Source organism: Caldimicrobium thiodismutans (assembly GCF_001548275.1).
In the GTDB taxonomy this organism is placed as follows: Bacteria; Desulfobacterota; Thermodesulfobacteria; order Thermodesulfobacteriales; family Thermodesulfobacteriaceae; genus Caldimicrobium; species Caldimicrobium thiodismutans.
This window is the reverse complement of the sequence record NZ_AP014945.1, coordinates 707,963-720,487: the sequence shown is the minus strand read 5'-3', so window position 1 is coordinate 720,487 and position 12,525 is coordinate 707,963. Positions and strand designations below refer to the sequence as shown.

Below are 12,525 nucleotides of genomic sequence, written 5' to 3'. Positions count from 1 at the left end.
GTCTAAACCTTCCATTCATAGAAATTTTTTATCAGTTTTAGCCCGGGTCTTCCGCTTTTTTCGGGATGAAATTGAAAGGCAACCAAATTTTTGTAAGCCAGACCAGAGGGAAAGGTTATTCCATGAGATGTGACACCAAGAACAATATCTGAATTTTCAGGCTGAGGATAATAACTGTGGACAAAGTAATATTCATAATCAGGCTCAACTTCTTTTAAAAGCGGGTGTTCCTTTAGCCAGGAAACACTGTTCCATCCCATATGAGGCACCTTCAAATGCTTACCATCCTCAATAAGGGGATAGGGAAACCTGAGCACTCTACCAGAGATGAGTCCAAGGGTTTTTGTCCCACCATCTTCTTCACTTTCCTCCATAATGATCTGTGTGCCAAGACAAATTCCCATTATCGGGACTCCCTTATAGAAGGCCTCTTTTAAAAAGTCGTCAAGTCCAAATTTAATAAGACTCTCCATTGCAGAACAGGCAGCCCCTACTCCAGGGAAAATAATTTTTTCACAGGATTTGAGTTTTTCTGGATCAGAACTTATAACCCACGGAATTTTAAGATAATCAAGGGCTCTTGCTACACTGGTTAAATTACCTGCCTGATAATCAACGATACCTATCATTCTGCCTCCTCCTTTTGAAGAAGTTTTTCCATTTCCCCGAGGGGTGGTAAATCTTCCAGAGATTTTAACCCAAAATATTCAAGAAAAAAAGAAGTTGTGCCATAAAGAGCAGGCCTTCCAGGAACAGCTTTTCTTCCAACTATTTTAATAAAGCCTCTTTCAAGAAGACTTTTTAAAAAGGGCCCCACCTCTACCCCACCTCTTTTGGCTGAGATTTCTGCCCTTGAAATAGGCTGAAAATAGGCAATAATAGCTAAGGTTTCAAGAAGGGCCCGTGTCCATTTCATACCTTGAGGCTGAAAATATTTCTTTAAATATTCAGAAACCTCAGGAGCAGATTCAACCCTGTAGCCATTGGCTACCTCTACAATTCTTAAGCCTCTATTACTATAATCAAGTTTTAATTCTTCAAGAATATTCTCAATCTCAGATGGGGAGATATTTTCAAGAACTCCTTGAATATCTCTAATCTTAAGAGGTTTCCCTGCACAAAAAAGCAAGGCCTCAATGATTTTTTTGTATAAACTTCTTTGCTCTTGAGGAAAAGTCAAAGAACTCACCGAACTTTTAAGTAGAATAAAATATCTCTTTTTGATGGAGGACCCTTTTAAGTTTTCCTGCAGAAACTAACTCTTCCAAGATTCTTGAAAATTCTTTATTTTCACCAAAAATGGCTGTAAGCTCCGTGAGAGGAGCTGGCCTTCTTGCTAAGTAATCAAGGATTTTCTCATTTAAATCTTCCTTAATACCCAGAGGTTTTAATATCTTCTCTTTGGGAGTAATAATCTCAGCACCTTCTCCAAGGAAGACCATAATTCTTTCAAGTTCTTCAAAAGTAAGAGGTTGAGCTATCCTATAGGCAGGAGGCCTGACAACTGTATTTAATTGGACTTTATGGGGTTTAATTTTGGAAATAGCCTCCTTTAAAGCCCTTAGATCTTCAGGTTGATCATTAATTCCCTTTACAAATAAGACCTCAAGCCAAAGCTCGCCCTTCATTATTTCGCGAAGGCCCTTTAAACCCTCTATAATTGTAGAGAGCTTTAATTCTTTAACTGGTCTATTTAAAAGTTTGAAGGACTTATCTAATGCACAATCCAGAGAGGCAAGCACTAAATCTACCTCAGCCAGGGCTTTTCTGACACTCTCCAGGTGAATGGTGCTACTGTTGGTTAAAACAGCTATGGGTTTTTTAATTAGACTTTTAGCAAAATAAATGGCCCTTTCAAAATGAATATTGAGAGTTGGCTCCCCGCTTCCTGTAAAAGTTAAAACATCATATTCCCCTTCCCTTTCTTTAGCAAGATAAAGGGCCCTTTCAATCTCATCCCAGGGAATATATTCTGCCCTGATTAAAGTAAGTGTATCTGTTTTTCCCACTTCACAATAAAGACAATCCATGGAGCAGATTTTTTTGGGAACAAGCTCAACTCCGAGGGATAAACCAAGGCGCCTTGATTTAACAGGGCCAAAAAGAATAGCCATGCTATAAAATATAAACCTCAATCCCTCTTTTGCCAAGATTTTGTATGCGTCCATATCTTTTGAGACTTAAAAGGATTTTTTTACTACTTCGGTTATAGGAAAAAAACCTGTATTTTGTAAGGACAACCCATGTGTTTGCCTGTTATGTGTTCTTTTGCATTAATGTAGGGGTTCAAAATCTTGAACTTTTACAAGGTTTAAAATTTTAAATCCTACATAGGGCTTCCTTAGTTAAAAAGGAGATTGTATAAGTAAAAGCTAACATTGATTTTTTAAAAAAGAGGCCTTAAAATAAAGTTATGGAGAAAAAACTTCCCACCGGGATTTCAAGTTTTGAAAAGATTAGAAGTGAACCCTATTATTATGTGGATAAGACACCTTTTGTGGCAAAACTTGTTGAAGAGGGAACTTACTATTTTCTCTCCCGCCCAAGGAGATTTGGAAAATCCCTTTTTGTGGACACCCTTAAGCAGGCCTTTCTCGGAAGAAAAGATCTTTTCCAGGGGCTCTATCTTGAGAAGAACTGGGACTGGAGTATCAGGTATCCTGTTATTCACATAAGTTTTGGTGCTGGCAATATCTTAAGTGAAGAAGATTTCCTTTTGCGGATAAGAAAAATTCTTAAGAAAAACTATAAAACACTTGAAATAGATTGGGAAGATTCCTCTGATTATAGGTCTTCTTTTGAGGATCTTATTGAAAAGGCCTATGAAAAATATAAAACTAAGGTTGTAGTTCTGATAGATGAATATGACAAACCCATTCTTGATCGCATAGAAAACAAGGAACTAAGTTTAACCTTAAGGGAGCATTTAAAGAATCTCTATGGGGTTATAAAGGATGCCGATGTTTATTTAAAGTTTGTCTTTATTACAGGGGTTTCAAAATTCTCAAAGGTTTCTCTTTTTTCAGGTCTAAATCAGTTAAGAGATATTACTTTAAGCAAGGAGTATTCAACTATCTGTGGATACACTCAAGAGGAACTTGAAGAGGTTTTCAGAGAGGAACTGCAAGATAAGGATTTAAAGCTTATAAAATGCTGGTATAATGGTTATTCCTGGCTTGGGGAGCCTCTCTACAATCCCTTTGATATCCTTCTCTATTTAGAGGAAAAAAAATTCCACCCCTACTGGTTTGAAACTGGGACTCCAAGTTTTCTTATGAAACTTCTTCTTGAGAAACGTTTTTATCTTCCCGAGCTTGAAGACCTTACTGCAACTGATGACCTTATTGGCACCTTTGACCTTGACTATATTGAGCCAGAAAACCTTCTCTTTCAGGTGGGTTATTTGACCATTAAAGAAACTATTGAAGAGGAAGGGTTAATTCTCTATAAGCTTTCTTATCCGAATAAAGAGGTAAAGATTAGTTTAAATAGAGTTCTTTTTTCTTATTTTACTCAGCTCAGTTCAGAAAGACCAAGGCTATCTCTTAAGATGATTGAGGCAGTGAGGGAGAGGGATTTTGAGAAGATGAAGAAGGTTCTTGAGGGGTCTTTATGCAGGGATACCCCATGATTGGTTCAGGAAGAATGAGCTTTCTCGTTATGAGGGGTATTATGCAAGTTGTTTTTATGCCTTTTTATGTGGGTCAGGGCTTGAGGTGATCCCTGAGGATATAACGAATAAGGGTCAGATAGATTTGACGGTGCTCTATAGGGATAGGGTTTATCTTTTTGAGTTCAAGGTGGTTGAGGGAGAGGGGGGAGAGGGGGGAGAGGGTAAAGCTTTAGTTCAACTTAAGGAGAAGGGGTATCATAAGAAGTATGAGGGTTCATTCAAAGAGATTTATCTTATAGGGATAGAGTTTTCTTCAGGGGATAGGAATATCAAGGGCTTTTTCTGGGAAAAATTAAATTAAAGTCTTTTTATCTTTGCCTTCCTGGTTAGTTTTTGGGGAGCTTCCAGAAGGGCATTTTACCAAAATTTCTCTAAAATTAACCAAGGTTTTTGACTTAATTTTAATCCTCCCTCATTTTTATACGAAAACTAAAATTTATAATACTACCCTCTTTGCTGAAGATTTTTCTGGGTTTGGCATGACTTTAAAAGAATTATCTATATTAAAAAGTTCATATTCAAAAAATTTTTTATTATAACTCCATTAAAAGTCTCTCAACTTCATAAAAGAATTTATTTTTATCAAAATTTTTCCACTTCTGGACTCTTTTAGCTCTTGGTAATGCCCATCTTTCCTTCCAAAAATCAACCAGTTTCTCAAATGGTCTGTCATACCAGATAGGTTCTTCTTTTTTACTAATAACTTCTTTTAAATTTTTCACAAGCGGAAATAAATAGAATTCTCTTTTAATTCCATGATATTCAAATTTAGATAATCCAAGATATTTTAAAGCAAGACTTATTAGTTTAAGTTTTTTTGATGGCCCATTCCCAAATCCTCTTGTAGTATTGATACCCTTTAGAGATAAAAATTTTACAAGTTCTTGATATAACTTTTCTGGAATATGGAATGTTCCAGAACCTCGTGTATACCCCAAACTTTTTGCTACTATTTCATCATTATATTTTAATCGATTATATAAACTACTTTTTCCAAAGGCACTTGTGGTAGTAATAAATAAAAGTTCTGGTTCTAATTTTCTTCCTTTAAGAATTGTAATACTATTTTCATATTTTTTTTTATAAGCCTCTCTGATTTCATTACATGTCAGAGCAAGAGCAACCATTTTTCCACCTAATAGTTCATTATATGGAGGTAAAGCTCCAACTCGTTGGGCATTCAATGACTTGTTTACCCATATATCTAATTCATCCTTAGATATGCCGAGATAATTATCACGAACAGACATTTTTAGAACAGGACTTTGCAAACATATTAAACCAAATGGCATATCATGTGTTGTATCCCACATCAAAAATCTCATTTGACGACCATATGATCGTTGAAATGGAATACTCCACCAGATTAAATTCCACCACTTAAATAAAATTTCTTCAATAGAACCTGATTTAACTTCTCTTAATTCTAAAGAAATTTCCCCGGGAATAATTTCAGACCCATTTCTACAATAATTTGTCACTTTTTTTATAGAATTTATTAAAAATTTTTTATGTTTCAATATTTGCTCAAACTTTGCTTTTTGTTGAACCTGACGATAAATAACTTTGTTAACTTCTGATAGTCTTAAATGAGGATTTATTTTAAATCCCTGCTCCTCTAAAGCCTGAATAATTTTATTTTTTAGTTCTTGTGAATCCATTTTTTCAGGATTGTTAACTACTAATAGAAAGACTTTTCATTCATATCTTAAGTTATTTGCCTTTAGAAATTCCTCTGGTGTGTTAAAAGCTGTGAAAAATAAAGGTGTTCCTGCGAAAGAGAGAGGTGAGACAGGACCAATAGTCATAAAAGAATATTGTCTTGAGGCTAAGTCAAAGGCACAGTGCGGGTCACGAAAGGATTGATAGAGTTTAAGGGCATTAGGGTCACCACCAACAATTTCCTTTAAGGACATAAATTCAGAACCCAGAGACAGACCAAAACCAAAAAAGAAGATTCTTAATTGACTAATAATCTCTTTATGTAAACTTGATAAAGTCTGACTTATAAACATCCATCCAAGTCTATATTTTCTTGTAGTTCTTACTGCGTCAAGAAGTGAAAGTCTTACTGAATCTTGTTTTTCATTTTCAATTTTTTCCCTTGGGGCTAATCTATGGGCCTCATCTAATATCACAAGTGTATTTAAAAATCTATTTTCTTGGTAAGCCCTTTCGGCTAAATATGTTAACCCATCTAATAATCTCTTTATCACCAATGCCTGGATCGTATCACTCCAAAAAAGGCCGGTAGCCATCTCTTTTGACAAATCTACAATTACTACTGGTCTTTGAATACCAAAAAGATTTACTTCTTGCATCTTGAAAGTTTCTTTTATTAACTCATCTACACTAACAGCATTAGGACGGTCCTTTTTGAATAATTCAGTTACTGGTAACCAGAAATTTTTATAAAATTCATCTCTATTTGCTTTTTTATAAACTGTGTTGAATCTATTGCGAGATTCCTGGCTCCTGTAGAATAGCATTTGAACATTGCTATCACCGAGAGTTTCCCAGGCATAGTTAAAAGATTCAGGTTTATGTAAATCCTCTAATCTAACTCTTTTCTCCTGTAATTTTTCTGCTAAAACTTCGGAGGCTATTCTTCGATTTTCTCCCTCTGGAATTGATAGACGTTCAAAGAATAGTGATTCATAAAGAATTTCACTAAAAAGCAGCCATCTATCCAAAACTAAATTTTTGACACTTTTAATAATTACATTCTTATTCAAATGTGAAAGAGCCTTGGATAAATTTAAGGAGAATCCTTCTGTTCTCATTTCTCCTCGGGCGTCTTTTGAAAATTCACCCTGTGGGTCTATAATAAATATAGCCATATCAGAATATCTTGCGTAAGCAAGGAGAATCATCTTAGCCAAAACAGACTTACCAGAACCAGTTTTACCAAAAATCCCTATGTGATAAGCCTCGCCAGCTCCGTGTGCTCCTGTCCCAAAATGCTTGAACCAGAGTGGAAGCTTTGGTTTTGAACCATAAACATGACCCAAATAAAATATCTCTTTTCTATATTGTTCTAACAACCTATCTAAAATATCGTCAGTTGCTAAATAGATAAAAGTCCCTGTAGCTGGAACAGTTCCTAAAATACTCGGTTCAAATCTATTTCCATTGTCACTGAATACCGCACTTACTGTCATATTTCCAAGGTGGGTATCTTGTTGTCCACTAACAGGATTGACCTGACCCCTCTGTCTTGCAAGAGATCTCATTGTAGGATCTTCAAGCCAGATATTCCGTAGTTGAACTTCTGTAATTTGTCCCAATGCATAATGTGGCTTCCCATCTTGAAAAAATCTAAAAAATGCAAGCTCACCTACTAATTTTTTCCCAACAGCAGTGCCAAGAATATCTAAGGAAAGTTCACTGGTAGAAGAGGGAGAACCTATTGTTCCAATTTTCTCAGAGGTGCTGATTAATTGTTCTATATTTATTCTTTGATTACTCATATTCATCTCCCGCTTTCGGTTCTATAATTGTGCATGCCAAATAAAATCTCTCCAATATCCCCATTGTGTAATTCCATCATTCTTCTGGTAGTTGTCTGTCTTGAAGCAGATACAGCCTTACTAAGATGTTTTACCATTCTGTCTGCTATATAAAGAGGATAGGGTTCTATTATTCCGGGTGTTCCAGTTTGATACTTGAGGCCCTGAAGCAAGATCGCTATACGAGAAATATCATTGGCAATAAAAGATGCCATCTCAATCCTGAAAACTGGTTTCCAATTATGAGATCTGTAATACATAACATAAATATTATTCATTGCTGAAATAATTTCGTCTCTTAATTTTTCAAGCTCTTTGTCATTAAAAGGAATTTTTAAATGCCATGGTTGTAAAGGTTTTTCTAAAGGAATTGGAGAAGTAAATTCACCGGGAGATAAAATGTATGTCAAGATAGCTCGGTCATCATAATTAGCCGGCCAATTAAACATTTTACCTAATTCTCTTTTTGTAGTATATTTAGGTAAACTTACCCATAATTTGTCGGTTCTTGCGGATTCTAAAATGGTTTTATAATCAGTAAGAAACTGCCGAAATCTATTCTTTAACTCTTTACCTATTTCTGTAATAACTCCTTCATTTTCCCATTCTAATACTTTATTTATTGCCTGATTCATATATATCAAAGGTGTTGTAAGAGAACCGTCTAAAAAAACTATATCATGAGGAGCTTTTACTGCAAGCTCAAGTTCCATTTCCATCATTAATCCTCTGAGCACTGTGGCTGTGTCTGGATCGTGCTTCTCTGGATGAATAAAGACTCTGTGGTGAGGTTTTTCCCAGAATCTTTTTTCAGAAGGTGGTGTTAATCCTTCAATTGCAACTGCCGCACAAGCAGCAAGATCAGTTGATAGAAGTCTATCCACTGCATAAGAACCATCTACACCACAAGTTGTAGGTATCCCCGGATAACCAACTTCTGAATCCCGTTTCAAGATATTCCCTTCTTGCAATTGTTTCCGTATTTCAGTTTTTTTCTCCTGGATTTCCCTCAAAGAATTGTAAAGCACATTTCCAATAGCTTCACTTTTTAAGAGCATCTCTTCAACAAGAGCCTCAGGTAATTCAGCTAAGGAAATTTGATCCACTTTCTCCATACATCTACGATTCAATCAAAATTTTATAAGTTTTCATATCTCTACAATTCATAGACTTTATTTTTATATTATAAATATTCATTTTAAACTTGTCAAGAACATGTATGTGTCCAGGTATTTTGAGACTTAAATAGTAGGGGTTTAAAATTTTATACCCCTTGAATTTTTTTGTGGGTCTGTTGTAGCACAGACATTCTTGTCTGTGTTTCTTTCATACATTGGAGTGTAATTTACCTCCACAGGCAAGATTGCCTATGTTACTGTATGCGTCTCTATCCTTTGAGACTTAAGATTTGCCTCTTTTTAAATTGGCTTTTTTAGTAAAAGCAAACCTATGTGTTTTCCCCTTTGTGGCGTTTGCCTGTTATATGTTCCTTTAAATTATTGGACAGATTGACTAAGATTTGGCAAACACAAAAGGGCTTCCCCTACTCTTACCTCTTACTTCTCTTATTTTTTCTTGGAAGGATCAAAACCTATCCAAGTAGTTATACAGATCCATCTGCAAAAATTTCTGCTAAATTGTTAGTAGTATTTAAAAGACCACTTGTTCCAAAACAATCTGATAAATCTGACAAAGGAATTCTATACTTTTCAACTAAAACTTGTAAATTTTTTGCTTCTCTTATAATCCTTCTTCTTTATCAGGGACATCAGTGTAAAAGGTTATCTCAAGACTTTTGCAAAAGTTCTTTGCCTCATCATCAATCATAGGTGAAATTATTATCTTTCTTGTGACTTTTCTCCCTTCTTTTTTCTCAAAAAACTTTACCTTTCTCTCAAAAAGCAAGACATCAGCAGGACTAACGGAAGATTTAATCTCAGCTACAATAAGCTCACCATCTCTAATAATAAGGTCAATTTCAACCCTTTTTCCAGGAAAACCTTCAAAGACCTCACCTTCTAAATCAGTTGTTTCATAATGTTCTACCTTAACCCCAAAGGTTTCCTCAAGAAGCCCTTTTACTGCATTGCGAAAGGTTTTCTCTGATTTAATTCCCCATCTTGCCCCGAGGGCACCAATCTGCACATCCTGTCTCTTTCTTAAGGCAAGGATTTCTTCCATCAGGATTTTATTGCCTTGAGAGAGTTCTTCAAGCTTCTTTGAATGTTCTTTCAAAATCTGAGAATGTTCCTCAAGCCTCTTTGAATGTTCTTTCAAAATCTGAGAATGTTCCTCAAGCTTCTTTGAATGTTCTTTCAAAATCTGAGAATGTTCCTCAAGCCTCTTTGAATGCTCTTTCAGAATCTGAGTTTGCTCCTCAAGCCTCTTTGAATGTTCTTTCAGAATCTGAGTTTGCTCTTCAATCCTCTTTGAATGCTCCTCAAGCCTCTTTGAATGCTCTTTCAGAATCTGAGTTTGCTCCTCAAACCTCTTTGAATGTTCTTCCCATCTTTTTTCACTTTCAATTCTTAGGTTCTTAATTTCCTCTAAAAGGGCTTTGATCTCTTCTTCAGTGGTTCTTTTTTCTGCAAAATTTTCTTTGAAAAGACTTGCTACATAATCCCTAAGAAGGGGATCTTCCTTCAAAAGTTCAGGGAGATCCCGAATTAACATTTCCTTTAAGGCTACTTTGGATATGACACTTTTTTTAGCCCTTTGCATAAAAATTCCCCCTTAATTCTTAAACTTAAACGAAAAATGAAAAAAAACAAGATTCATATTTCCCTTTGCTAATTTTAAAAAAATCAATTAAAAGAATAAAGGACATGATCCCTCTTTAATCTATTTATAATTTGTAGAGATTCAAAATCTTGAACCCTTATAAGGCTTTAAAATTTAAACCCCTAAAAGCTGGATAATACCTTTTGACCCTTTGTTTTGTAGGGGGAAACCTCTGTGTTTCCCTGTTATGTGTATCAAGATGTGGGGCAGACCTGAGTGTCTGCCCCATATTAGAAATTATCTTCCGCCTCCAAAGGCTCTATATAAGAAGATGGCCATTTCTGCCCTCGTAACCTCTTTATCTGGACAAAAGAGTGTTCCCTCATAGAGGAAATTAACAAGGTATATTATATCTATTTTCCGAATTCAAAAGCTCCGGCATCGCAGCTTGTTCCCTGGGGTCTTGGAGCTCCCCTCTGGTCGGTGGTAACTGGTTTGCCATTCAGGTCTGTGCAGTCGGTAACTGCATCAATGGCAACACTTCCAGAGTCAAGGGCATGGGTCTGAGTGGGGCCACCGTTGTTGGCAAGGGGTTGAAGTTTTAGGTGATAGGGAGAGGCTAATCTAAAGCCAGAACCGCAAGAAGTGTCTCCAGCAAAGTTAACTCCTAAGGCAGTGATACCGCCATAACAATTTGATCCTCCTGTATTATCTACAATTATAGAGTTTTTGATTTTAACTCTATCACTTGATGCGATGCTGTAAATACCACTAACTTCTGGAGCATTATTTTTGGCAACAGTGATAAAAGTTGCATTTAAAGTTCCATAACGGCTATAGATTCCTCCTCCACTTTTTTTTGGCATTATTTCATGATAAAGTGATATTGGTGATGGTGAGTGTTCCATAATCGTTATAGATTCCGCCGCCCAAAAATCCTGCATTATTTCCTGATATAGTGGAGCTTGTGATAGTGAGTGTTCCAGAGTTACTGATTCCGCCTCCACGCCAGTCTGCACTATTTCCTGATATAGTGGAGTTGGTGATGGTGAATGTTCCAGAGTTATAGATTCCGCCTCCGTTTTTACCTGCACTATTTCCTGTTATAATGGAGCTTGTGATGGTGAGTGTTCCAGTTCTGGTGTTATAGATTCCGCCTCCTTCGGGGGGAACGGAGCCGTATGCACTATTTCCAGATATGGTTGAGCTTGTAATGGTGATTGTTCCAGAGTTATAGATTCCGCCTCCGTAGTAGAACGCCCTATTTCCTGATATAGTTGAACCTGTTATGGTGAGTGTTCCAGAGTTGTAGATTCCGCCTCCGTCGTAGCTTGCACTATTTCCCGTGATCGTAGAGCTGATGATGCTAAGTTTTCCGGCATTCTTAATTCCGCCTCCATCTTTATCACAGCCATTTTTTATCGTTAAATTTTTAATTGTAAGCTCGCCTCCACTCATCACTTCAAAGATGCGAAATGCTCCTATATTGCCATAGTCTGTGCAATTGAAAACAGGATTTCTCTGCACTGTTGCCCCATTTCCCTGGATAGTTATAACGGCAACTATATCAAGATCATCCTCTGAACCCCAGGCTTCATCTCCTTTATTTGGATCAAGGGAAAGATTATAAGTTTGTCCTGACTGCAAGATAATAGTATGGGGCCCGCCACCCAGAGCATTTGCCTCCATTATCGCTGCACGCAAAGAACATCTGCCACTACTGTCAGCACAGGTGCCATCTCCCGGTCTTGCATCAGGAGTATCTTCAGTGGTGTTCACGGTAAAGGTTGCAGCTATCGCAGACCCAGCCAACCAGAGGCAAAATAAAACTGCCCAAATCAGGGCTAAAAAGTTACCTCGCCTCATCCATCTACCTCCTATTTTCTTTAAAACCTTTCAATTACACAGCCCTTAATCCACAAGTTTATGGATCTTTACCGTTAAATCTATTGCCCTAATATTTTTAAAAAATTTTTCTCTACATACCATACCTAACATTTAAGTCTCTTCTTTCAAGGAATGTCCACATTTACTGCAGACTTTGTCATCAGGTGAAACCTCTGCTCCACACTTACTGCAGCGAGGTGATGCAGGCAGGTTATTAAAAACTTTCCCAGGAAGTAATCTGTCAAATACATTTGTAAATGATAAGAGATTCAAAATACCTACTACAAAAAAGAGTAACAGTGATACCCAGAAACCAAAATGATACTCAACATTTATCATCCCTGCACTTTTCGTAATAATTTCATTCATTTCACTATCAAATTTATTCTTTAAGAGAAAAAGAAAGATACCTCCAAGAAATCCAAAGACAGCTGTGAGTATTCCCTGCACGCGATTTGCCTTAATTAAAAAACAAGTTAAAATTCCAGCAATTCCAGCTAAAAATGCTATTATCGCTTTCCATTCCCTGACAATTTTTTCCTTAGCTGATTCTTTCTTGTTTAAATTCTTAGATGGGCCAAAGAGATCGTCAGGAGACTGTATCTTTTTTCCCATAACTAAGTTAATTCCAGAAAAACTATAAATCTTATTATTGTTACAAGAAACAGTTATCCATGGAAGAAAAAAGCATAAAAGCACTATTCCCAGTAATCCTCCTGAAACTTTACGCATAAT

The 12,525-nt window shown here is 36.4% G+C and carries 10 protein-coding genes and 1 pseudogene; 1 reads left to right on the top strand and 10 read right to left on the bottom strand.

Features of this window, described 5'->3' with window-relative positions; all coding sequences use genetic code 11:
- Positions 1-2: 2 nt before the first annotated feature.
- Genes hisH through THC_RS03545 form a run of 3 tightly spaced genes read right to left on the bottom strand, consistent with a single transcriptional unit; the run spans position 3 to position 2,114 of the window.
- Complete coding sequence (hisH, locus tag THC_RS03555; protein WP_068513443.1) at positions 3-629, bottom strand: imidazole glycerol phosphate synthase subunit HisH; 627 nt, start codon at positions 627-629, stop codon at positions 3-5.
- Positions 626-1,189 carry an SMC-Scp complex subunit ScpB gene (gene scpB, locus THC_RS03550; protein WP_167344317.1) on the bottom strand — a complete coding sequence of 188 codons (564 nt, stop codon included), beginning with the start codon at positions 1,187-1,189 and terminating at the stop codon, positions 626-628. The genes hisH and scpB overlap by 4 nt, the downstream gene beginning before the upstream one ends.
- Before the next feature lie 7 nt (positions 1,190-1,196).
- Entirely contained in the window at positions 1,197-2,114 is a 918-nt protein-coding gene (locus THC_RS03545; protein ID WP_068513438.1) for a radical SAM protein, read from the bottom strand.
- Between the two features lie 299 nt (positions 2,115-2,413).
- On the opposite strand from THC_RS03545, the pseudogene THC_RS03540 reads away from it, so the two are divergent.
- Positions 2,414-3,974 (top strand): annotated as a pseudogene (locus tag THC_RS03540) (AAA family ATPase).
- A 232-nt stretch (positions 3,975-4,206) separates the two neighbouring features.
- Here the strand turns inward: THC_RS03540 and THC_RS03530 are convergent.
- The 7 genes from THC_RS03530 to THC_RS03500 form a co-directional block, all read right to left on the bottom strand.
- Complete coding sequence (locus tag THC_RS03530) at positions 4,207-5,334, bottom strand: Druantia anti-phage system protein DruA (protein WP_068513433.1); 1,128 nt, start codon at positions 5,332-5,334, stop codon at positions 4,207-4,209.
- A 36-nt stretch (positions 5,335-5,370) separates the two neighbouring features.
- A complete protein-coding gene (locus tag THC_RS03525) occupies positions 5,371-7,143 on the bottom strand; it encodes an ATP-binding protein (RefSeq protein WP_068513430.1) in 1,773 nt (590 codons plus the stop codon).
- A 2-nt stretch (positions 7,144-7,145) separates the two neighbouring features.
- Positions 7,146-8,297: a DNA double-strand break repair nuclease NurA gene (locus THC_RS03520; protein ID WP_068513427.1), complete on the bottom strand. Its 1,152-nt coding sequence runs from the start codon at positions 8,295-8,297 to the stop codon at positions 7,146-7,148.
- Between the two features lie 625 nt (positions 8,298-8,922).
- Positions 8,923-9,903, bottom strand: coding sequence for a PD-(D/E)XK nuclease family protein (locus THC_RS03515; RefSeq protein WP_068513424.1), 981 nt, complete (start codon positions 9,901-9,903; stop codon positions 8,923-8,925).
- Positions 9,904-10,316: 413 nt separating this feature from the next.
- The gene (locus THC_RS03510) at positions 10,317-10,769 is read right to left on the bottom strand and encodes a choice-of-anchor Q domain-containing protein (protein ID WP_068513421.1); all 453 of its coding nucleotides are present in this window, start codon (positions 10,767-10,769) and stop codon (positions 10,317-10,319) included.
- 4 nt (positions 10,770-10,773) lie between these two features.
- On the bottom strand, positions 10,774-11,769 hold the full coding sequence (locus THC_RS03505; RefSeq protein WP_068513418.1) for a right-handed parallel beta-helix repeat-containing protein: 996 nt from the start codon (positions 11,767-11,769) through the stop codon (positions 10,774-10,776).
- A gap of 132 nt (positions 11,770-11,901) precedes the next feature.
- Positions 11,902-12,522 carry a zinc ribbon domain-containing protein gene (locus THC_RS03500; protein WP_068513415.1) on the bottom strand — a complete coding sequence of 207 codons (621 nt, stop codon included), beginning with the start codon at positions 12,520-12,522 and terminating at the stop codon, positions 11,902-11,904.
- Positions 12,523-12,525 lie beyond the last annotated feature (3 nt).

Coding starts and splice junctions, on each gene's coding strand:
- THC_RS03530 (WP_068513433.1), bottom strand. CDS start 5,334: ATGGATTCACAAGAACTAAAAAATAAAATTATTCAGGCTTTAGAGGAG.
- THC_RS03545 (WP_068513438.1), bottom strand. CDS start 2,114: ATGGCTATTCTTTTTGGCCCTGTTAAATCAAGGCGCCTTGGTTTATCC.
- THC_RS03500 (WP_068513415.1), bottom strand. CDS start 12,522: ATGCGTAAAGTTTCAGGAGGATTACTGGGAATAGTGCTTTTATGCTTT.
- hisH (WP_068513443.1), bottom strand. CDS start 629: ATGATAGGTATCGTTGATTATCAGGCAGGTAATTTAACCAGTGTAGCA.
- THC_RS03515 (WP_068513424.1), bottom strand. CDS start 9,903: ATGCAAAGGGCTAAAAAAAGTGTCATATCCAAAGTAGCCTTAAAGGAA.
- THC_RS03510 (WP_068513421.1), bottom strand. CDS start 10,769: ATGCCAAAAAAAAGTGGAGGAGGAATCTATAGCCGTTATGGAACTTTA.
- THC_RS03520 (WP_068513427.1), bottom strand. CDS start 8,297: ATGGAGAAAGTGGATCAAATTTCCTTAGCTGAATTACCTGAGGCTCTT.
- THC_RS03525 (WP_068513430.1), bottom strand. CDS start 7,143: ATGAGTAATCAAAGAATAAATATAGAACAATTAATCAGCACCTCTGAG.
- THC_RS03505 (WP_068513418.1), bottom strand. CDS start 11,769: ATGAGGCGAGGTAACTTTTTAGCCCTGATTTGGGCAGTTTTATTTTGC.